The organism is Actinokineospora guangxiensis, assembly GCF_042657845.1.
GTDB classification, from domain to species: domain Bacteria; phylum Actinomycetota; class Actinomycetes; order Mycobacteriales; family Pseudonocardiaceae; genus Actinokineospora; species Actinokineospora guangxiensis.
This window is the reverse complement of record NZ_JBHSKF010000004.1, coordinates 359,970-379,800: the sequence shown is the minus strand read 5'-3', so window position 1 is coordinate 379,800 and position 19,831 is coordinate 359,970. Positions and strand designations below refer to the sequence as shown.

Here is a 19,831-nt window from a genome sequence, read left to right as displayed (position 1 = left end):
GTGGGACAGACCCCGAGCACCGTGCGCACGGCGCACGCCGAGCGCCTCTACGTGACCTGGTACTGGTGGCCGCTGCCGCTCATCGCCGCAGGCCTGCTGGCCGCCGAGGTGCACATGGGCTACCCCGGCGTGCGGGCGTGGCTGCCCTACGTCGTGCTTCTGCCGCTCGCCCTGCTGATGATCTGGCGGGCCGGGCGCACCCGGGTGGCCGTCGAGGACGGCGAGCTGCGCGTCGGCGACGCGCGGCTGCCGCTGGAGTTCGTCGGCGAGGTCGAGGTGTTCCCCAAGACCGGCAAGCGCGCGGCGCTCGGCCCCAACCTGGACCCGGCCGCGTACCTGCTGCACAAGGGCTGGGTCGGGCCGCTGGTCAGGGTCAGGGTCGACGATCCCGCCGACCCCACCCCCTACTGGCTGTTCAGCACCCGCCACCCCGAGCGCGTGGTCGCCGCCCTCAAGAAGGGCTAGCCGCGCTCCGGGCGGGCGGTGGCTCACGCGCAGTCGCGGCAGACGTAGAGCCCGCCGTTCTCCTCGGAGAGCCTGCTGCGGTGGTGCACGAGGAAGCACTTGGAGCACGTAAACTCGTCGGCCTGCTTGGGTACGACGCGGACCGTCAGGTCCTCGCCGGACAGGGCCGACAGGTCCGCGCCTGGCAGCTCGTAGCTTTCCGCAGTGTCCGACTCGTCGACATCGACGACGCCGGATTGCGTCTCGTTTCGCCGCGCCTTGAGCTCCTCGAGAGAGTCCTCGGCGAGGTCATCGGCCTCGCTGCGGCGTGGTGCGTCGTAGTCGGTCGCCATCTTCCTTCACCCCTGCGGTCCTTCAGGACGTAAGTCGTGTCGCTGGACAACGTTCCAGCGCCGCGTTTTGTGCCCGGCCGCCATCGTGACGGTCGTCTCCCCGCACCACCGGCCCGCCGGATCTTTCGGGATCGATTCGGCAGCGGCGGTGTGGTGCGGGAAGCGCGCAGAGGGTAGCCCATCCCTCCGGGGCGCATGCATCGGATTGGCAACCGCGGGTTTGCCGGCCGTACTTCGGTGGGACCCGAACACCACCCGCCTGGGTGGGATGGTGTTGCCGCCGCCTCGTCCGCGTGGTGCGATCTCGATGGAGCGTCACTGTACGCCATCGGATCATCGCTCGCGGCGATGAGGCGGCCCTGGTGGCCGCCGATTGTCACAGGAGCGTTGCACCGGGGTGGCCGAATGACATGACGATCTTGAGACCGAATAGGCTGAGCAGCAGCGTTGGCGCCAATCCGGGGGTGGGCCGCATGGGGCAGTCGAGGAGGGCCGGGACGTGTCCGGGCAAGGCGTGAGAAGGGTGGCGGCGGCACCGCGCTACCGCAAGCGGCGGCCCTTGCCCGCGCTGGCCTTCCTGGGCGTCCTGGCGATCGCCGCGGGCGTGGTGTGGATGCAGGTCCTCAACGGCGTCGACAAGAACCAGGCCGACGCGCGGGCGTGCCCGCCGTCCCCGGTGCCCGCCGAGGCCCTCAAGGACGTGGTGGCCCCGCTCGGCGAGGTGCTGCCGCAGGACGCGCTCGACGGCACCGCTCCGGCTCCCGCGCGCAACGCCCTCGTCCGGGTGCTCAACGCCAGCGGCCAGAACCGGCAGGCGACCTCGGTCACCGAGGCGCTGCGCGAGCAGGGTTTCTCGAAGCTGGCCGACCCCGACAACGACCAGCTGTACCCGGAGGGCGCGCTGGCCTGCCACGGCCAGATCCGCTTCGGCGCCCAAGGCGTGTCCGCGGCCAGGACGCTGAGCCTGATGGTCCCGTGCGCCGAGCTGATCCGCGACGACCGGCAGGACGCCACCGTCGACTTCGCCGTCGGGCAGCGCTTCGACCACTTGAGCCCGCGCCCGGAGGGCCGCAAGGCCCTGGAGCAGCTCGCCCAGTGGGCCAAGAGCAACCCCGACCAGCAGGGCGGCCTACAGGCCAACGGCAAGGGCCCGAAGCTCTCCGCCGACCTGCTGACCGCCGCCCGCGACGTCCGCTGCTAGGGCGCCTGGTCCAGGCGACTCATCCGCCTCGGCGCTCCGCGCCCATTCCGGCGTCGGCGCACGCGCGCGCCAGGTCGTCGGCGATGGCCGGGGCCGCGGCGAAGACCGCCGAGTCACCGAGGCCGTGCTCGCCGGGCAGCCGCACGACCGCGCCCGCCTCTTCGGCGATGAGCGCCCCGGCCGCCCAGTCCCACGGCGACAGCCAGCTCTCCACGTAGGCGTCGACCCAGCCCGCGGCCACCGCGCACAGGTCCAGCGCCGCCGACCCGCCCCGGCGGATGTCGCGGACCACGCCCAGCAGCTCGGCCACCACCGCGGCGTGCGCGAGCCTGCGGTCGCGGTCGTAGGCGAAGCCGGTGGCCAGCAGGGTCAACTCCAGCGACGCGGGCGCCGAGACCGACAGGCGAACCCCGTCCAGCCAGGCCCCGTGCCCGCGCGCGGCGCTCCACCGCCGCCCGCTCACCGGCTCCACGACCGCGCCCGCCACCGACCTGCCGCCGACCTGCGCGGCGATCGACACGCAGTGCGACGGGTGCCCGTAGAGGTAGTTCACCGTGCCGTCGATCGGGTCGACCAGCCAGGTGACGCCGTCACCGAGCGCGCCGCCGGTCTCCTCGCCGTACACGGCGTCGCCGGGGCGCAGCTCGGCCAGCCGGGCTTTGATCAGCTCCTCGGCCGCGGTGTCCCCCGCGGTGACGACGTCGGTCACCGTCGACTTGGTGGCGACGTCGCGGACGGCCTCGGCGCGCACGGTCCGCGCGAGCTGGGCGGCCTCGTCGGCGACTGTCAACGCGATGTCGGCGAGGTCCTGTTCCGTGATACCCACCCGGCTATCGGACCACAGACGCATCCCAGCGGCTAACCTCTGCGGAAAAGTGGTTCTGAATCGATTAGAAGGGACCCGCGCTGATGGCAGCACCAGCCCGCGGCTTCGGAGTGGATGTCGGCGGCTCCGGCATCAAGGGCGGCGTGGTCGACCTCGCGGCGGGCCAGCTCGTCGGCGACCGGGTCCGCGTCGACACCCCGCAGCCCTCGACGCCGGACGCGGTGGCCGACGTGGTCGCCGGGATCGTCGCCGACTTCGGCTGGGACGGCCCGGTCGGCGTCACGCTGCCCGCCGTCGTCAAGCACGGGGTGGCCCAGACCGCGGCGAACATCGACAAGGCGTGGATCGGCACCGACGCCGCCGCGCTGTTCGCCGAGCGGCTCGGCAGGCGGCCCCAGGACGTGGTCGTGCTCAACGACGCCGACGCCGCGGGCATGGCCGAGATCCGCTACGGCTGGCCGGGCGACCAGTCGGGCGTCGTCGTGCTGCTGACCTTCGGCACCGGCATCGGCACCGCGCTGTTCCTCGACGGCAAGCTCGTGCCCAACACCGAGTTCGGCCACCTGGAGGTCGACGGCCACGACGCCGAGACCCGGGCCGCGGCCTCGGTGAAGGAGGAGGAAGGCCTGTCCTGGGAGGAGTGGGCACCGCGGGTCTCGCGCTACATCTCGGTCCTGGAGAACCTGATCTGGCCCGACCTGGTGATCGTGGGCGGCGGGGTCAGCAAGAAGGCGGAGAAGTGGATTCCCATGCTGGACGTGCGCACGAAGGTCGTCGCGGCCGAACTGCGCAACGCCGCGGGCATCGTCGGCGCTGCCGCCGCGGCCGTTGAAGCGGCTCCGACCAGCGCGGATGCCGCGGTGTCCGTCAGCGGGTAGCCCCGTCCGCGGCGGGGGCGGGCCGAGCCGCCGCCCCCGCCGCGGACGTGCCGAGGGGGTCGGCTCGTCCCTCACCCGCCGGATGCGTCGCTACAATGGAACGCGGCCCTCCCGAAGGGCTCTCCCCGAACTCCGACCGAGACCAGGCGTGATCAGCTCTTTTCGCCTGGGATCGTCGCGATGGACCGTTCTGAAAGGGCGTACGTGGCAGCCGCACGAACCGCAACCCGGCGCTCGACGGCGTCGGCGAGCACCGCCAAGACGACCAAGGGCGCACCGGCTTCCGACGAGGAGCCGCAGGACGCCGCTGGCACAGCGACGACGGCGAAGAAGGCCGCCAAGCCCCGGGCGACGACCAAGAAGGCGGCGGGCCCCAAGACCGCGGCCAAGGGCAGCGCCAAGAAGGCCGGGGACGGCGCCGACGGCGATGAGCCCGAGGAGCTCGAAGGCTCCGACAACCCTGACCTCTCCGACCTCGAAGAGGTGGAGGTCGACCCGGTCGACGAGACCGTCGACGCGGTCGAGGTCAAGGAAGAGGAGAAGGAGACCAAGGACGGCGACTTCGTCTGGGACGAAGAGGAGTCCGAGGCCCTCCGCCAGGCCCGCAAGGACGCCGAGCTCACCGCCTCGGCCGACTCGGTCCGCGCCTACCTCAAGCAGATCGGCAAGGTCGCCCTGCTCAACGCCGAGGAGGAGGTGGAGCTCGCCAAGCGCATCGAGGCCGGGCTCTACGCCGCCGAGCGCGTGCGCAAGGCCGAGGACGAGAACGAGAAGCTCCAGCCGCAGATGCGGCGCGACCTGCGCTGGATCGTCCGCGACGGCGAGCGCGCCAAGAACCACCTGCTGGAGGCCAACCTCCGCCTCGTGGTCTCGCTGGCCAAGCGCTACACCGGACGCGGCATGGCGTTCCTGGACCTGATCCAGGAGGGCAACCTGGGCCTGATCCGCGCGGTGGAGAAGTTCGACTACACCAAGGGCTACAAGTTCTCCACCTACGCCACCTGGTGGATCCGCCAGGCGATCACCCGCGCGATGGCCGACCAGGCCCGCACCATCCGCATCCCGGTGCACATGGTCGAGGTCATCAACAAGCTCGGCCGCATCCAGCGCGAGCTGCTCCAGGACCTGGGCCGCGAGCCCACCCCGGAGGAGCTGGCCAAGGAGATGGACATCACCCCGGAGAAGGTGCTGGAGATCCAGCAGTACGCCCGGGAGCCCATCTCGCTCGACCAGACCATCGGCGACGAGGGCGACAGCCAGCTCGGCGACTTCATCGAGGACTCCGAGGCCGTCGTGGCCGTGGACGCGGTGTCGTTCACGCTGCTGCAGGACCAGCTCCAGTCGGTCCTGGCGACGCTGTCCGAGCGCGAGGCAGGCGTCGTCCGCCTGCGCTTCGGCCTCACCGACGGCCAGCCGCGCACCCTGGACGAGATCGGCCAGGTCTACGGCGTCACCCGCGAGCGCATCCGCCAGATCGAGTCCAAGACCATGTCGAAGCTGCGCCACCCGTCGCGCTCGCAGGTCCTGCGCGACTACCTGGAGTAGAGCGACCGCTGTTCACCGGAAGGGCCGTCCCGTCGGGGCGGCCCTTCCGCGCGTCTCGGTTCGGGGGCGGGGCGTAGCGGCAGGCCGGTGGCGGGCGATGTCGTGGGGGCAACCCGCTGGAGGTGCCCATGCGCGCGCTCGCCGTCGCCGCTGTGCTGTTCCTGGTGGGGGTCCCGCTCGCGGGAGCCCAGACCGCCGCCCCGGTGGAGGTGGTGGACGCGGGGACTCCGGTGGTGCTGAGCGGGGAGCCGGAGCCGGTGCGGCTGCTCAACACCACGGGGCGGGCGCTGTCGGTCGGGGTCGCGGCGACGGCTCGCTCGGCGGACCGCAGCGAGGTGGGGATCGAGGTCCGGCAAGGGGACTCGGTGGTCTCGGCGGTGGAGGTGGGGCCCGGCGGGGACGTGTGGCTCTCGCTCGACCTCGTCGGCGCGGCTCCGACCGAGGCGATCTCCGGATACTTCGTCGCGACCGCGGATCAGGTGGCGGTGCGCAGGCCGATCACGGTGCGGGCCGCGGAGGCCGCGGCAATCGTGCCGTCGGTCGAGTCGTGGGAGGTCGACTGGGCGCCGTTGCTACCCAGTTCCGACGCGCGGCCGCTGCCGGGGCGGGTGCCGTCGACGGCGTGCCCGGACGGGGCTGAGCGCAGCGCGCCGGTCGTCTCCGGGCACGACACGGCGACCGTGACGGCCCGCTGCGCGGGCGGCGCGCTGGTGCTGGACCTGTCGGGGGTGCCGTCGGGGTGGCCGTCGCTGGGCACCGGCGAGTACGCGGGCACGCTGGAGTTCGGCGACAAGAAGCTCGCGGTTTCCGTCGGGGTGTCGTCGTCGGTCGTGGCGGCGCTGGGCTGGCTGCTCGCGGGCATCGTCGCCGCCATCGCGGGGACCACCTACGCCGCCGACCGCAGCCCCTACAACGGGCGCAGGAACGCCATCAGAGCCATTCAGGAGCCTGGCGACGGCCCGCTCCGGGACCGGGTCTCGGTGGCGAAGCGGAAGCTCACCGACGAGCTGGCGGACACCCGGCCGAAGCTCCCGCGCAGGCTGCTTCCCTGGCCCGAGGGCCGCCACGCCGACCGCCTCACCGCCGTCGACACCGACACCAAGCGCCTGCGCGAGGCTGCCGCGCTCACCGGCCCCTACGAGGACGGCGCGCGGGCCTTGGCGGCGAACGGCCCCGCTCTCGCCACCCGGTTCCCCGGCATGGCCGAGCGCTTCGCCGCGCTGCTGGACCCACCGCCAGACCTCACCGCCGCCGCCCTCGCCGACCTGGTCGCCGACACCGCCGCCATCCCGGCGCTGCTCGCCCTGGTGGCCGACCTGGAGCGGATGCGCGGGGTCGTCGCCGAGACCGCGCCCCGCTCCCGGGCCCGGCACGAGGCCCGGCTGCGCCTCAACCAGCTCGTCGCTGCGCTCGGCAGGCTCGAACGCCCGACGGAGGTGGCCGGGCTGCGCGCCGATGTCGCCGAGACGACCGCGCTGGTGGACCGCCTGGTGGAGGTCGGCCCTCTCCCCCGGGGCGAGCTGGGCGTGCGGGAGATGGCACTGCCCGGAAAGGCGTTCGACGTCGTGCGGGCGGTGTTCGACGGCATCGGCGACATCGTCGCCGGGACCGGGAAGACCGCGATGGTGGTGCGCGACGCGGCGGCGGCCGTCGTCGCGGCCGTGGTGGCCCTGTGGAGCGGATTCGCGGCCCTGTACGTCACCGCCGACACCTGGGGGTCGCTGTGGGACGTGCTCGCCGCGGTCACGTGGGGGGCGGCGGCGACCGCCGTCAGCGGACCGCTGCTGACCGCGATCCGGCGGGTCGGGTCAAGTCGGCAACCGGGTGATTGACCAGTCGATTGTGTGCTCGACCACCGTTCGCCCGTGGTGAACGCAGGTCATCGTTCCCATTACCTGATCATGGTAGCGGTGCGTAGTTTTGCCAGGACCTGGGCTTACGCGGCTCAGCGCCTGTGCGTTAAGCAACCGTGACTCAGCGAATTCCAGGCATTGGGAACACTGCCATTCGCCCGCGCGTCTGTAAGAGTAGATGTGCGGGCACGGCGGCAACCGGACCCGCGCCGAAGGGCACCGGAGCCACCCGGTGCCGGGACGGAGGGAGATTTCCCATGACGACCACGACGCTCACCCGCCCCGAGCTGACCGCTGTCGACCGTTGCGACAGGTGCGGTGCGGCCGCCAAGGTCCGCGCCGTTCTCCCCTCCGGGGGCGAGCTCCTGTTCTGCAACCACCACGCCCGCGCGCACTCCGAGCGCCTGCGCGAGATGGCAGCGCAGATCGAGGGCTGAGAAGCCTCTTTCCTTCGTCCACCGATGGGCGGCATCCGGACACGGGTGCCGCCCATCCGCCTTCCAGGGTCCCCCGACCGCCTGACAGCCGGCCGGTCACGGCGCTGATCAGACCGTGTCCAGCACCGGCTCGAAAGCCAGCTCCGCCGCCCCGACGAGCTTGGAGTCCGCGCCCATCGTCGAGGACAGGATGCGGGTGCCGCCGATGGCCCTGCTGACCAGGCTGCGCCTGCCGACCTCGTCGCCGACCCGGGTCACCAGCCGCACCGGCAGCGAAGTGAACAGATCGCCCAGCACCACCAGCTCGGGGCTGAACGCGTTGACGATGTTGCCCAGCCCCAGCACCAGCCACTCGCCGAACTCGGCCAGCTTGCGGTCGGCCTCCGCGGGCTCGGCGGCCAGGGCGCGCAGCTCGGCGACGACGGCCCCGCGCGGCGAGCCCTCGGGCAGCTCCAGCGCGCGGCACAGGGCCAGCTCGCCGACCTCGGTCTCCCAGCAGCCCCGCGCGCCGCAGTGGCAGCGGCGCCCCGACGGGTTGACCACCATGTGCCCCAGCTCGCCGATGTAGCCCAGCGTGCCGCGCAGGGTCGAGCCGTCGGAGATGACACCCGCGCCCACGCCGATGTCGGCCGAGACGTAGACCGCGTCCTTGGCCCCGCGGGCCACACCGCGCAGGTGCTCGGCGAGGGCGGCGATCTCGGCGTCGTTGCCGATGCGGATCGGCATGCCCAGGGCCGCGCCGAGCCGGTCGCCGAGGGCCACCTCGGTCCAGCCGAGGTTCGGCGCCTCGTGCACGAAGCCGTCGGAGCGGCGCACCACTCCGGGCACCGAGACGCCCACCGCGATCATCCGCGCGTGCAGCTCGTCGGCCAGCACCCTGGCCGACTCGATCACGTGGGTGATGACCTCGTCGGGCTCGCGGGCCCGGCCGCGCAGGTTCCAGCTGTTGCGGCCGAGCATCTCCCCGCCGAGGCCGACCAGGGCCATGGCGACGTGCTCGACCTTGATGTCGACGGCGAGCACCACCGCGGCCAGCGGCTGCGGCAGCACCAGCAGGGAGGGCCGCCCCGCGCCGGACCGCGCGCGGGGCACCCGCTCCTCGACGATCCCGGTCTCGGCGAGGCCGTCGACCAGGGCCTTGATGGTGCTGCGGTTGAGCCCCAGCTCGGTGGCCAGTTCGGCGCGCGTGGTGGGGCCCTCGATGTGGAGCCTGCGCAGCAGGGCGGTGCGGTTGTGCCTGCGCACCTCGTCGGGTCGCGCGCCCGCCGTCGGTGTGCTGGTCACGTCCTGATCCTCCTGCTACCTGCTCGCGACCGCCGCCCGCCTGCGGGACAGCGCGTCCACGGTCGCCGCGAGCAACAGTACGAGCCCGGTCACGATGTTGACGACGGCCGCGGGCTGCGACAGCAGGCCCAGACCGTTCTCCACCGTGGCCAGCACGAGCCCGCCGATGACCGCGTGCACGACCTTGCCGCGCCCGCCGAAGAGTGACGTGCCGCCGATGACGGCCGCGCCGACGGCGAACAGCAGGGTGTTGAGCCCGCCCGCCTGCGGGTCGACCGAGCCGACCTTGGACGAGTACACGATCGCACCGAGGGCGGCGGCGGAGGAGGCGACAACGAAGACGCTGGCCCGGATCTTGCTCACATTGATGCCCGCGCGGCGCGCGGCCTCGGCGTTGCCGCCGACGGCGTAGATGTGGCGGCCGTAGCGGGTGCGGTTGAGCACGTAGGTGCCGATGACCAGCAGCGCGAGCACGATCGGCACGACGTAGGGCACGCCCTCGATGACCACGAGGTCGTTGGGCGAGCGGTTCAGGCACAGCGCCCAGGTGGCGAGGGCGCCGATCACCGCGACGGCGGCGACCTTGGCCGCGACCACCGGGGTGGGCGGGGTGACCAGGCCGCGGCTGGAGCGCAGGAAGTGCTCGCCCAGCACGACGGCGGCGTACCCGCCGACGGCGACGAGGAACAGCACCCAGCTGCCCCACACCGGGAGGTTGCCGTTGGCCACGGCGAACAGCGTCGGCTGGGTGCCGATGCCGAACACGCCGCCCTCGCCGATGAACTGCAGGATGACGCCCTGCCAGGTGATGAACAGCGCCAGCGTCACCACGAACGACGGCATGCCGATCTTGGAGACCAGGAAGCCGGTGATCACGCCGATCGCCGCGCCGACCGAGAGCGCCAGCAGCATCTCGATCCACGGGTTCGGCGGCGCGCCGACGAGCGCGATGGCCGCGGCGATCGCGGCGAATCCCGCGCCCGCCCAGATGCGCATGAGCACGGCGAGCGCGATGGCGGCGATCATGCCGCCGACGAAGACGTAGAAGACGGCGTCGCCCATGCCGCCGAGCAGGTTGCCCGAGCGCACGTAGTGCATCGCCATCACCGCCGCGCACACGCCGGAGGCGGTGCCTGCCGACAGGTCGATCTCGCCGAGGAGCAGGACGAACACCAGCCCCATGGCGATGATCATCTTGCCCGCGCCCTGGGCGAGCAGGTTGGCGACGTTGTCGAGGGTGAGGAAGTAGTCCGACATCACCGCGAAGGCGACCACGAGCACGGCGAGGCCCAGCACGGCGGGCAGCGAGCCGAGCTCGCCGCCGCGCAGCCGGGCGAAGTAGTCGCGCACGGCTTCGCCGGTGGACTGCTTCGTGGTGTCGATGCCGAAGTCGGAGATGGCGCCTTCCTTGGCGGCCACGGGGGTTTCAGACATGTGGGATGGCTCCGGCTCAGACGGTCGCGGATTCGGGGCGGGCCAGGCCCAGGTCCCCCGAGCGGCCCGCGGTGATCAGCTCGACGACCTGGGAGTGGGTGACGTCCCTGGTCGGGACCTCGGCGACCATGCGGCCGAGGTAGAGGGTGGCGATGCGGTCGGCGACCTCGAAGACGTCAGCCATGTTGTGGCTGATGAGGACAACGCCGAGGCCCTGCTCGGCGAGCCTGCGCACCAGGTCGAGCACCTGCCGGGTCTGCGCGACGCCGAGCGCGGCGGTGGGCTCGTCCAGCAGGACGACCTTGCTGTCCCAGAGCACGGCCTTGGCGATGGCCACGGTCTGGCGCTGACCGCCCGACAGCGACGAGACGGGGGTGCGCACGGACTTGACGGTGCGCACCGACAGCGACGCCAGGGTCTCCCGCGCGGCGCGCTCCATGTCGGCCTCGTCGAGCAGCCAGGCCCCGCCGCGCTCGCGGCCGAGGAACATGTTCTGCACGATGTCGAGGTTGTCGGCCAGCGCGAGGTCCTGGTAGACGACCTCGATGCCCAGCTGGGCGGCGTCGCGCGGGCCGTGGATGGTCACCTCGTCGCCGGCGAAGCGCACGTGGCCGCTGTCCATCGGGTGGATGCCCGCCACGCACTTGACCAGGGTGGACTTGCCCGCGCCGTTGTCACCGACGAGCGCGGTGACCTCGCCAGCCCGGACGGTGAAGTCCACGTCGTGCAGCACGTGGACGGGGCCGAAGCTCTTGTTGAGCCCGGTGATCTCAAGGATCGGGTCGCTCATGGCCGGTTCTCCTCAGGGGCCGCCCCCCGGCGCGCGTCGGGGCGCTGCGCCGGGGGGCGGTTGCTGGTGCGGACTAGCTGATGCCGAGCTCGGAGCAGACGGAGGCGAGCTCGCCGCCGCAGATGTCGGCGGCCGGGACGTAGCCCTGGTCCACGACGTCCTTCACGTTCTCCTTGGTGACCAGCACCGGCTCCAGCAGGACCGACTTGACCTTGCGGTTGCCCTTGGGGTCGTCGCTGCTCTGGCCGGCGAGCGCGTCGGCGCCCGCGGTGTCGCCCTTGGCCAGCGCGGCGGCCAGCTTGGCGGTGGCCTCGGCCTCCTGCTTGATCGGCTTGAACACGGTCATGTACTGGTCGCCGCGCAGGATGGCCATCAGGCCGTCCGGGGTGGCGTCCTGACCGGTGACCGGGACCTTGCCGTTGAGCCCGCTCTTGCGCAGCACGTTGATGACCGCGCCCGCCAGACCGTCGTTCGCGGCGACGACGCCGTCGACCTTCCCGCCGTTGGCGGTCAGGATCTGCTCGAAGGTCGTGCCGCCCTTCTGGTTGTCCCAGTTGTCGATCGCCTGCTCGCGGACCAGCTTGAGGTCGCCGGACTCGAACTTGGGCTTGAGAATGTTCTTCTGCCCGTTGGCGAAGAGGGTGGCGTTGTTGTCGGTGGGGGCGCCCTCGATCATGATGACCTGCGCGCCCTTCTTGTCACCGAGGGCGTCGACCAGGCCCTGCCCCTGCAGCTCGCCGACCTTCACGTTGTCGAAGGACACGTAGTAGTCGGAGGAGCCACCGAGGTTGAGGCGGTCGTAGTCGATGGTGGGAATGCCCCGCGCCTTGGCCTTCGCGGCCACGGAGGAGCCGACCTCGCTGTTGATCGAGGCGATGACGAGCACCTTGACGCCCTGGCTGATCATGCTGTCGGCGAGGGTCGTGAACTTCTGCACGTCACCCTGCGCGTTCTGCACGTCGGCGTCGAGGCCCTGGGCCTTCATCGCCTCTTCGATCATGGGCTTGTCAAAGCCCTCCCAGCGCGCCGAGGACGCGGTCTCGGGCAGGATCACCCCGACCTTGATCCCGTCACCGGCCGGTGCCTGCGTCTCGCTCTGCCCACCCCCCGCGGGCGGGTTGCTGGACTGGTTGGCCCCACACGCCGTCATGGCCAACGAAAGCCCAAGCCCCGCCGCCACCAGCGCAAGAGTCTTGCTGCGCATCGGAAGTCCCTTTCACGATGGGTACCCGCCGCTGCCGGGCCCAGGCGCCGTCGGGTGAAATGTTGTGCGGCACAACATATGCCGGGCGACCCGGTTCGGCAAACGGTACTGATTCGATTCAGACCCGGTTGGGCGGACACGTTTTGGCAACGGTCCCGGAACTTTGGCGCAATGTGCTGACTCTGCGTAGCGACTGCGTTGCCGAAAGGAGTTGCCCTACCGGCTTCCATCAGCCGCCCTGCGCCTCCAACCCCAACCCTCCACCGCAAGCCCCCTCCACCTCCGCCACGACCTGCCGCTACAAGCTCCCCCACCTCCGCCACGCCCCAGCCTCCGCCACAACCTTCCCCTCCTTGCCCAACCTCACCCCACTCGCAACCAGAACCCAAAACAACTCAACACCACCACCCACCCATCACAACGCGCCCCTGCCAAATGTCCGATGGGGTGGAGTGATTTCCGCGGGGAGAGAAGGGGGCGCTGCAGAAATCACTCCACCCCATCGGACACACCCCCCAACCCCGGCCCCCAACCAGCACAGGAACACCCCGCCGGGCCCCGGATCCGCGAGTGAGCGGCTGGTCCGATGGGCAGTTGAGCGGGGGCGTGTCACATTAGCGGGTCGACGGTAGCTGGAGGACCTGGAATACAATGCGAGGATTCTTGTAGCGCCTTTACCAAGAGCGCAAAGTGGCAATTCGCTCTTCCAGCTGTTCCACGGTGGCCATCGCCGTAGGCGGGCCGCCACAGACCCTGCGGAGTTCGTTGTGCAGCGATCCGTGGGACTTGCCGGTCCGGTGGTGGGCCATGCCGATCAGCGCGTTCAGTTCCTTCCGCAACGTCGCCAGGCGCTCGCCGACGCTCTGCGGACGAGCCACCGGGGCCGCCGGGGGAGGCGCCTCCGCGGCGGACTTCGAGCGGGCCGCCACCTGGGAGTCCTGGCGTTTGCGCAGCAGAGCGCGGACCTGGTCGGGTTCCAGCAGGCCCGGCAGGCCCAGGTACTCCTGCTCCTCATCCGATCCCGAGAACGCCGCCGTCCCGAACGATGAGCCGTCGTAGATGACCTGGTCCAGCTCGGCTGAGGCGCCCAGTGACGTGAAGGCCTTCTCCTCGTCGCCGAGTTCGTCCTTGGTGCGGTTGGCGTCGGCGAGCAGGCCGTCTTCCCAGCCGTCGTTCTCGCGGTGGGGTTTGCCGAGGACGTGGTCGCGCTCGGCTTCCAGTTGGCTGGCCAGGTCCAGCAGGACGGGCACCGACGGGAGGAAGATGCTGGCCGTCTCCCCCGGCTGCCGGACTCGCACGTAGCGGCCGATGGCCTGGGCGAAGAACAGCGGGGTCGATGCCGAGGTCGCGTAGACGCCGACCGACAGGCGGGGGACGTCCACGCCTTCGGAGACCATGCGGACCGCGACCAGCCAGCGGGAGGTTCCCTCGGAGAACTCCGCGATGCGGCCGGAGGCCTTGGGGTCGTCGGACAGCACGACCGTGGGGGGTTCGCCGGTGGTCAACTCCAGGATCTTGGCGTAGGCGCGGGCGGACTCCTGGTCGGAGGCGATCACCAGGCCGCCCGCGTCCGGGACGTGCTGGCGGACCTGGGTGAGGCGCAGGTCGGCGGCGCCCAGGACCGACGGGATCCACTCGCCGGTCGGGTCAAGGGCGGTGCGCCAGGCGCGGGCCGTCTGCTCGGCGGTCATGGGTTCGCCCAGGCGGGCGGTGAACTCCTCGCCCGCGCTGGTGCGCCAGGACGCCTCGCCGGAGTAGGCCAGGAAGATCACCGGGCGGACGACGCTGTCGCGCAGGGCGTCGGAGTAGCCGTAGGTGTGGTCGGCGCGGCTGCGCAGGAAGCCGCTGCCGTCGGGCTCGTAGTCGACGAACGGGATCGGGGAGTCGTCCGAGCGGAAGGGGGTGCCGGTCAGGGCCAGGCGGCGCACGGCCGGGGTGAAGGCCTCGCGGATCGCGTCGCCCCAGCTCTTGGCGTCGCCGCCGTGGTGGATCTCGTCCAGGATGACCAGGGTCTTGAACTGCTCGGTGCGCACCCGGTGCAGGGCGGGGTGGGCGGCGACCTGGGCGTAGGTGACCGCGACGCCGCGGAAGTCGCGGGAGGTGGCGCCCATGGAGTTGGTGAAGCGGGAGTCGATGGGGATGCCCGCCATGGCCGCCGACTGGGCCCACTGGTGCTTGAGGTGCTCGGTCGGGGCGACGATCACGATCCGCTCGACTGTGCGGTCGGCCAGCAGCTCGCTGGCGATGCGCAGGCCGAAGACGGTCTTGCCCGCGCCCGGCGTCGCCACCGCGAGGAAGTCCTTCGGCCTGCGGGTCAGGTACTTGGTCAGCGCGCGCCGCTGCCAGGCGCGCAGCGGACGGGCGGCAGGCACCGCCGCGACGTCCAGTTCCGCTTCCGCCTGGGTCACTCCCCGACCGCCCCTCTCACACCCCCGGACACGACAACGCCCTCAGCGGAGACCGACGAGGGCAACCACGAGAGTACCCGGGCCCGTTCGGACACGCGGAGCGGACTTTGCCCGTCGGTCGGGCCGAACCGCCGCCGATGGGACATGCTTGTCACCGAAATGACCACCCAGGACGACACCCAAGGCACGCCCGCGAAGCGCCCCGGCCTCGCGCGGCTCACCCTGTCCAAGGCGTGGAACGGCAACCTGTTCTCCGAGGCTGCCGAGGCCGCGTTCTGGCAGGTGCTGTCACTGCCCCCGCTGCTGCTCGGGCTGCTCGGCATGCTCGGCTTCGTCGCCGACTGGCTCGGCCAGGACGTCACCAGGGCCGTCGAGGCCGACATCATCGAGATCTCGCGCACGGCGTTCAGCGAGAGCGTCGTGACCCAGATCATCCAGCCGACGGTGTCGGACATCCTCACCGTCGGCCGCGGCGAGATCGTCTCCGTCGGCTTCCTCATCTCGCTGTGGGCGGGCTCGTCGGCCATGTCGTCGTTCGTCGACGCCATCTGCGTCGCGCACGGCCAGTACGGGGTGCGCGGCGACGTGTGGCAGCGGGTGTTCGCCCTGCTGCTGTACATGGCGAGCCTGGCGATCCTGCTGGTCGGGCTGCCGGTGCTGGCGCTGGGACCGGACATCCTGCCGAACTTCTTCCCCACGTCCTGGCGGCCGACGATCTCGGCCTGGCTGGACATCGCCTACTACCCGGCGATCGGGATCATCCTGGTGCTGGCCCTGGCCACCCTCTACAAGGTCGCCCTGCCCAGGAAGCTGCCCTGGCACCGCGGGCTGCCCGGCGCCGCCCTGGCGATGGCCGTCTTCCTGCTCTCCAGCATCGGCCTGCGCCTCTACATCTCGTGGATCACCACGACCGGCTACACCTACGGCGCGCTGGCCACGCCGATCGCGTTCCTGCTGTTCGCCTTCTTCATCGGCCTGGCGATCACCATCGGCGCCTACTTCAACGCCGCGATCCAGGACATGTGGCCCGCGAGGATGACCAAGCGGCAGCGCCGCAAGTGGCGGCGGCTGGAGATGGACAGGGCGAATGAGCGCAGGCGCTCGGAGGAGTCCGTCCGCGCGTGGGAGACCGAGGGCGGCGCGTCCGAGCAGGGGCCCGTCAACGGCGCGGGCGTCCCCGTGGAGGGGACCCCGCTGCCGGAGAGCAAGCCGGACAGCCCTCAGCGGGAACCGAGGGCCGAGAACCCGCGCAGGCCGAAGCGGGCCGAGGAACGGTCCTAGGCCTTCATCCGCTCGTAGATCTTCTTGCAGTCCGGGCAGACCGGGGAGCCGGGCTTCGCCGACTTGGTCACGGGGAAGACCTCGCCGCAGAGGGCGACGACCATGGTCCCCATGACCGCGCTCTCCACGACCTTGTCCTTGCGGACGTAGTGGAACATCTTCGGCGTGTCGTCGCCGGTGGTCTCGGTGCCCTCCGGACGGGTGTCGACCTCGGGGAGGGTCTGGGTCGGTGCGCTCACCCCACCATGATGCCCCACGTGCTGCCGGAGTCGGCCCGGTGCCCGATGATGCCGGTCGTGAGCATCGAACTGTCCGCCGAGGTCGCCGCCGCGGTGGCCGACGGCCGCCCTGTGGTCGCCCTGGAGAGCACCCTGCTGGCCCACGGCCTGCCCGCGGGCCGAAACCACGAGGTCGGGGTCCGGTTGGAGCGCGTCGTGCGGGACGCGGGCGCGGTTCCGGCGACCATCGCCGTGCTGGACGGCGTCGCCAGGGTCGGCCTCGACGCCGACCAGCTGGCCAGGGTGTGCGGGGGCGGGCTGGCCAAGCTGTCGCTGCGCGACCTCGGCGCGGCGGCGGCGCTGCGCCGCGACGGCGCGACGACGGTGGCCAGCACCGCGGCGCTGGCCGAGCGGGCGGGCATCGGCGTCTTCGCCACCGGCGGCCTGGGCGGCGTGCACCTGGGCATGCCCGGCGAGCAGGCCTGGGACGTCTCGGCCGACCTGGACGTGCTGGCCTCCACCCCGGTCACCGTCGTCTGCTCGGGGGTGAAGTCGGTGCTGAACATCGCCGCCACCGTCGAAGTGCTGGAGACCCGCTCGGTGCCGGTCCTGGGATACCGCACCGACCGCTTCCCCGCCTTCTACCGGCGCGAGTCCGCCTTCACCGTGCCGTGGCGGGTGGACACCCCCGCCGAGGCCGCCGCCGTCATCGCCGCGCACGCCGAGCTGTCCTCCAGCGGCGTGCTGCTGGTCAACCCGGTGCCCGCCGAGCACGAGATGGACGCCGAGCTGCACGAGCGCCTGCTCACCGGCGGGATGGCCCTGCTGCGCGAGCGCGGTGTGCGCGGCAAGGACGTGACCCCGGTGCTGCTGGAGCACTTCCACACCGCCAGCGAGGGCGTGAGCCTGGAGTCGAACGTCGAACTGGTGGCCGACAACACGCGGGTGGCCGCCGAGGTGGCGATCGCGCTGGCGGGCTAGATCCGGATCACCCGTACCGCTCGCGCGATGCGAACGACCTTCCTTGTCCGCGTGAACTGGCACGGTCGACCTAACCGCGGTACAGGCGGGCGATGACGTCGTCGATCTCCGGTTCCTGGACCGACAGGTCGCGCAGCGGCACGGCCTGGGCGAGGGCGGCGACGACCTCGCCCGCCGCCGCGCCGGTCAGGGCCAGCCGCACGCGCCTGCCGTCGTTCTCCACGGCGGTGACGTGCGCGCCCGGCAGCTCCACCCCCGGCCACACGGCGTCGAGGTCGGCGACGATCTCGCGGCGGGAGCCGTAGCGGGAGTGCAGTTCGTCCAGAGTGCCGTCGTGGACGACGCGGCCGTGGTCGATGACGACCAGCCGTTTGCAGAGCTTCTCGATGTCGGCGAGGTCGTGGGTGGTGAGCACGATCGTGGCCTCGCCCGCCTCGTGCACCTCGGCGAGGAATCCGCGGACGGCCTGCTTGCTGAGCACGTCGAGGCCGATGGTGGGCTCGTCCAGGAAGAGGACCTCCGGGCCGTGCAGCAGCGCGGCGGTCAGCTCGCCGCGCATGCGCTGGCCGAGGGAGAGCTGGCGGACCGGGGTCTCGGCGAACTCGTCCAGGCCCAGCAGCGCGGTGCAGCGCCGGAGCCGGGCGGCGTGGTCGGCGGCGGGCACCCGGTAGATGTGGCGCAGCAGGCTGAACGACTCGGCCAGCGGCAGGTCCCACCACAGCTGCGAGCGCTGCCCGAACACCACGCCGATGCGCCGGGCGAGCGTGGTGCGCCGCGGCACCGGCTCCAGCCCGCACACGCTGACCGCGCCCGCGCTGGGCGTGAGCACGCCGGTGAGCATCTTCAGCGTGGTCGACTTGCCCGCGCCGTTGGGCCCGATGTAGCCCAGCAGCTCCCCGCGCGCGACGGCGAGGTCGACACCGTCCACCGCGGACACGACGTGCTTCTCTCTGCGCAGCCTGCCCGCCTTGCGGCGGACGGTGAAGTCCTTGCGCAGCCCTGACGCTTCGATGATCACGATCCCGTGCTCCGGTAGTGGCGGACGCCGACGCGCCACGCGGCGGCGGCGAGGACGGCGGCGACGGCGGCGGTCAGCGGCGAGCACCAGCGCAGCCAGTCGGGCGTGCCGAGCGGGTCGGGCACGTCCAGCAGCGCCAGCGCGGGCAGGTAGGCCACGAAGGCGAGCCCGATGCCGAAGGAGAAGATCCGGGAGAAGGCGCTCTCCCCGTACATGGTCAGCGGGTAGGAGGTGTAGTCGCGGCCGCCGTAGGTGACGGAGTTGGCGACCTCGCCGGACTCCACCCACCAGAAGGCGATCGTGGCGCCGATGACGAACAGGCACCCGAACAGCACGCACGCCGCGACCGGGGCGATGACGGCCAGACCGACCTTCGCCGCGCTCCACTGGATGTCCGAGACGGCCAGCCCGATGCCGTAGACGACCAGGCCCTGCACGATGCGGCCGAACTTGCGCGGGGCGACGTTGCTCGCCAAGAGCTGCCCGAGCGCGGACAGCGGACGCAGCAGCAGCGCGTCGAAAGCCCCGCTGCGCACCAGTTCCCGCAGCCGCTCGGCGTTGCCGAAGGTCAGGTCGGCCAGCGCGAAGGCCAGCGAGGCCAGGCCCGCGATCAGCAGCACCGCCTGTCCGCCGAACCCGCCAAGGCCCCCGGTGACGGAGAACAGGATGAAGACCGTGGCGATGTCCAGCCCGGCGATGACGGTGCTGAAGACCAGGTCGACGGTGAACGACGTGCGGTACTGCGTCTGGCTGCGCACCTGCGCCTTCACGATCTGCCAGTAGACGCGCCGGTCACCCACCCTGGACCACCAGCCTCCCGGTCGCGCGGCGCTGCACCAGCCCGCACAGCGCCAGCAGCCCGATCGCCCAGGCGATCTGCCCGCCCAGGATGAGCGCGGCGTCCCCCCGCGCGACGACGATGTCGGCGGTGGCCTGCAGCAGCGACGGGAACGGCGTGCCCACCCAGAGCACCACCCGCAGCCACTCGGGCAGCACGGCGAGCGGGAAGTACAGGCCGCTGCCGACGGTGGCCAGCACGCCCCAGGCGGCCATGGCGCCCCGGGTGTCCATCAGCCAGAAGGCACTCAGTCCCACGAGGTAGCGCCCGGCGAAGCCGACGAAAGCGGCGGCCACGAGCGAGACAGCGGCGAGCAGGTAGGTGTGCGGACGCTGCGGCAGGTACATCTCGAAGAACACCAGCCCGGCCGCGAACGGCGCGGTGAACCGGATGAGCAGGGCGAAACCGACCCGGCCGAGGTCGGTGCACAGGTAAGTCCACATCGGATTCACTGGCCGGAACAGGTCGGTCACGACGTCGCCGGTGCGCACCCGCTCGGCGATGTCCAGCGGCGTCCAGAAGCTGACGGCGGCGAGCATGCCCTGCCCGACCCAGACGTAGGTGACCAGCTGCTCGGCGTCGTAGCCGCGCAGCGTGCCGCCCGCGGCGGCGGCGACGGACAGCAGGATGTAGCAGCGCAGGAAGCCGAACACGGTGTTGGTGACCGTCCCGGCGATGGTCGCCTGCCGGTAGGTGGCGTATCGGCGGAAACCGGCCCTGACCATTGCCCACGACGCGCGCGGCACGGCGATGGCCTCCTCGGCGTGGTGGTGGGGGACGGCCCGCGACGCCGGGCCGGGTAGCTTTCTACCGCATCGCGCCGGGCGGCGCAGCGGGT

Annotated in this window: 19 protein-coding genes; 8 read left to right on the top strand and 11 right to left on the bottom strand. The window is 71.8% G+C overall.

Features of this window, described 5'->3' with window-relative positions; all coding sequences use genetic code 11:
- Window positions 1–465, top strand: coding sequence for a DUF3093 domain-containing protein (locus tag ACFPM7_RS12070; RefSeq protein ID WP_378247069.1), 465 nt, complete (start codon window positions 1–3; stop codon window positions 463–465).
- A 23-nt stretch (window positions 466–488) separates the two neighbouring features.
- On the opposite strand, the gene ACFPM7_RS12065 is transcribed toward ACFPM7_RS12070, so the two are convergent.
- Window positions 489–797 (bottom strand): DUF4193 domain-containing protein, encoded by a 309-nt coding sequence (locus ACFPM7_RS12065; protein WP_378247067.1) that lies wholly within the window; start codon window positions 795–797, stop codon window positions 489–491.
- Window positions 798–1,320: 523 nt separating this feature from the next.
- On the opposite strand from ACFPM7_RS12065, the gene cei reads away from it, so the two are divergent.
- Window positions 1,321–1,998 carry an envelope integrity protein Cei gene (gene cei, locus ACFPM7_RS12060; protein ID WP_378247065.1) on the top strand — a complete coding sequence of 226 codons (678 nt, stop codon included), beginning with the start codon at window positions 1,321–1,323 and terminating at the stop codon, window positions 1,996–1,998.
- Window positions 1,999–2,017: 19 nt separating this feature from the next.
- On the opposite strand, the gene ACFPM7_RS12055 is transcribed toward cei, so the two are convergent.
- Complete coding sequence (locus ACFPM7_RS12055; protein WP_378247063.1) at window positions 2,018–2,848, bottom strand: inositol monophosphatase family protein; 831 nt, start codon at window positions 2,846–2,848, stop codon at window positions 2,018–2,020.
- Between the two features lie 59 nt (window positions 2,849–2,907).
- Here ACFPM7_RS12055 and ppgK point away from each other — a divergent pair, with 59 nt between their 5' ends.
- The 4 genes from ppgK (at window position 2,908) to ACFPM7_RS12035 (ending at window position 7,537) form a co-directional block, all read left to right on the top strand.
- The gene (gene ppgK / locus ACFPM7_RS12050; protein WP_378247061.1) at window positions 2,908–3,702 is read left to right on the top strand and encodes a polyphosphate--glucose phosphotransferase; all 795 of its coding nucleotides are present in this window, start codon (window positions 2,908–2,910) and stop codon (window positions 3,700–3,702) included.
- A gap of 204 nt (window positions 3,703–3,906) precedes the next feature.
- A complete protein-coding gene (locus ACFPM7_RS12045) occupies window positions 3,907–5,247 on the top strand; it encodes an RNA polymerase sigma factor (RefSeq protein WP_378247059.1) in 1,341 nt (446 codons plus the stop codon).
- 128 nt (window positions 5,248–5,375) lie between these two features.
- Window positions 5,376–7,079, top strand: coding sequence for a hypothetical protein (locus ACFPM7_RS12040; protein ID WP_378247057.1), 1,704 nt, complete (start codon window positions 5,376–5,378; stop codon window positions 7,077–7,079).
- A gap of 278 nt (window positions 7,080–7,357) precedes the next feature.
- Window positions 7,358–7,537, top strand: coding sequence for a DUF7455 domain-containing protein (locus ACFPM7_RS12035; RefSeq protein WP_378247055.1), 180 nt, complete (start codon window positions 7,358–7,360; stop codon window positions 7,535–7,537).
- Between the two features lie 108 nt (window positions 7,538–7,645).
- On the opposite strand, the gene ACFPM7_RS12030 is transcribed toward ACFPM7_RS12035, so the two are convergent.
- The 5 genes from ACFPM7_RS12030 to ACFPM7_RS12010 all read right to left on the bottom strand — a co-directional run bounded on the left by ACFPM7_RS12030 (window position 7,646) and on the right by ACFPM7_RS12010 (window position 14,657).
- Entirely contained in the window at window positions 7,646–8,821 is a 1,176-nt protein-coding gene (locus tag ACFPM7_RS12030) for an ROK family transcriptional regulator (RefSeq protein WP_378247053.1), read from the bottom strand.
- A gap of 15 nt (window positions 8,822–8,836) precedes the next feature.
- Window positions 8,837–10,255 carry a sugar ABC transporter permease gene (locus ACFPM7_RS12025; protein WP_378247051.1) on the bottom strand — a complete coding sequence of 473 codons (1,419 nt, stop codon included), beginning with the start codon at window positions 10,253–10,255 and terminating at the stop codon, window positions 8,837–8,839.
- Window positions 10,256–10,271: 16 nt separating this feature from the next.
- On the bottom strand, window positions 10,272–11,045 hold the full coding sequence (locus ACFPM7_RS12020) for an ATP-binding cassette domain-containing protein (RefSeq protein ID WP_378247049.1): 774 nt from the start codon (window positions 11,043–11,045) through the stop codon (window positions 10,272–10,274).
- 73 nt (window positions 11,046–11,118) lie between these two features.
- On the bottom strand, window positions 11,119–12,249 hold the full coding sequence (locus ACFPM7_RS12015; protein ID WP_378247047.1) for a sugar ABC transporter substrate-binding protein: 1,131 nt from the start codon (window positions 12,247–12,249) through the stop codon (window positions 11,119–11,121).
- A gap of 674 nt (window positions 12,250–12,923) precedes the next feature.
- Window positions 12,924–14,657, bottom strand: coding sequence for a DEAD/DEAH box helicase (locus tag ACFPM7_RS12010; protein WP_378247045.1), 1,734 nt, complete (start codon window positions 14,655–14,657; stop codon window positions 12,924–12,926).
- Window positions 14,658–14,801: 144 nt separating this feature from the next.
- On the opposite strand from ACFPM7_RS12010, the gene ACFPM7_RS12005 reads away from it, so the two are divergent.
- Complete coding sequence (locus ACFPM7_RS12005) at window positions 14,802–15,938, top strand: YihY/virulence factor BrkB family protein (protein WP_378247043.1); 1,137 nt, start codon at window positions 14,802–14,804, stop codon at window positions 15,936–15,938.
- Here the strand turns inward: ACFPM7_RS12005 and ACFPM7_RS12000 are convergent.
- Window positions 15,935–16,177 (bottom strand): DUF3039 domain-containing protein, encoded by a 243-nt coding sequence (locus ACFPM7_RS12000; protein WP_378247041.1) that lies wholly within the window; start codon window positions 16,175–16,177, stop codon window positions 15,935–15,937. The two genes, ACFPM7_RS12005 and ACFPM7_RS12000, sit on opposite strands and share 4 nt — an antisense overlap.
- A 48-nt stretch (window positions 16,178–16,225) precedes the next feature.
- On the opposite strand from ACFPM7_RS12000, the gene ACFPM7_RS11995 reads away from it, so the two are divergent.
- Window positions 16,226–17,137 carry a pseudouridine-5'-phosphate glycosidase gene (locus ACFPM7_RS11995; protein WP_378247255.1) on the top strand — a complete coding sequence of 304 codons (912 nt, stop codon included), beginning with the start codon at window positions 16,226–16,228 and terminating at the stop codon, window positions 17,135–17,137.
- 70 nt (window positions 17,138–17,207) lie between these two features.
- Here ACFPM7_RS11995 and ACFPM7_RS11990 read toward each other — a convergent pair whose 3' ends face one another.
- The 3 genes from ACFPM7_RS11990 to ACFPM7_RS11980 are packed head-to-tail and all read right to left on the bottom strand — an operon-like array spanning window position 17,208 to window position 19,739.
- Window positions 17,208–18,155, bottom strand: coding sequence for an ABC transporter ATP-binding protein (locus tag ACFPM7_RS11990; RefSeq protein ID WP_378247039.1), 948 nt, complete (start codon window positions 18,153–18,155; stop codon window positions 17,208–17,210).
- Entirely contained in the window at window positions 18,152–18,955 is an 804-nt protein-coding gene (locus tag ACFPM7_RS11985; RefSeq protein WP_378247037.1) for an ABC transporter permease, read from the bottom strand. Before ACFPM7_RS11985 ends, ACFPM7_RS11990 begins: the two co-directional genes overlap by 4 nt.
- Window positions 18,948–19,739: an ABC transporter permease gene (locus tag ACFPM7_RS11980; protein ID WP_378247035.1), complete on the bottom strand. Its 792-nt coding sequence runs from the start codon at window positions 19,737–19,739 to the stop codon at window positions 18,948–18,950. Before ACFPM7_RS11980 ends, ACFPM7_RS11985 begins: the two co-directional genes overlap by 8 nt.
- Between the last annotated feature and the right edge of the window lie 92 nt (window positions 19,740–19,831).

Coding starts and splice junctions, on each gene's coding strand:
- ACFPM7_RS12040 (WP_378247057.1), top strand. CDS start 5,376: ATGCGCGCGCTCGCCGTCGCCGCTGTGCTGTTCCTGGTGGGGGTCCCG.
- ACFPM7_RS12015 (WP_378247047.1), bottom strand. CDS start 12,249: ATGCGCAGCAAGACTCTTGCGCTGGTGGCGGCGGGGCTTGGGCTTTCG.
- ACFPM7_RS11995 (WP_378247255.1), top strand. CDS start 16,226: ATGCCGGTCGTGAGCATCGAACTGTCCGCCGAGGTCGCCGCCGCGGTG.
- ppgK (WP_378247061.1), top strand. CDS start 2,908: ATGGCAGCACCAGCCCGCGGCTTCGGAGTGGATGTCGGCGGCTCCGGC.
- ACFPM7_RS12065 (WP_378247067.1), bottom strand. CDS start 797: ATGGCGACCGACTACGACGCACCACGCCGCAGCGAGGCCGATGACCTC.
- ACFPM7_RS12005 (WP_378247043.1), top strand. CDS start 14,802: ATGCTTGTCACCGAAATGACCACCCAGGACGACACCCAAGGCACGCCC.
- ACFPM7_RS12025 (WP_378247051.1), bottom strand. CDS start 10,255: ATGTCTGAAACCCCCGTGGCCGCCAAGGAAGGCGCCATCTCCGACTTC.
- ACFPM7_RS12035 (WP_378247055.1), top strand. CDS start 7,358: ATGACGACCACGACGCTCACCCGCCCCGAGCTGACCGCTGTCGACCGT.
- ACFPM7_RS12055 (WP_378247063.1), bottom strand. CDS start 2,848: ATGCGTCTGTGGTCCGATAGCCGGGTGGGTATCACGGAACAGGACCTC.
- ACFPM7_RS12020 (WP_378247049.1), bottom strand. CDS start 11,045: ATGAGCGACCCGATCCTTGAGATCACCGGGCTCAACAAGAGCTTCGGC.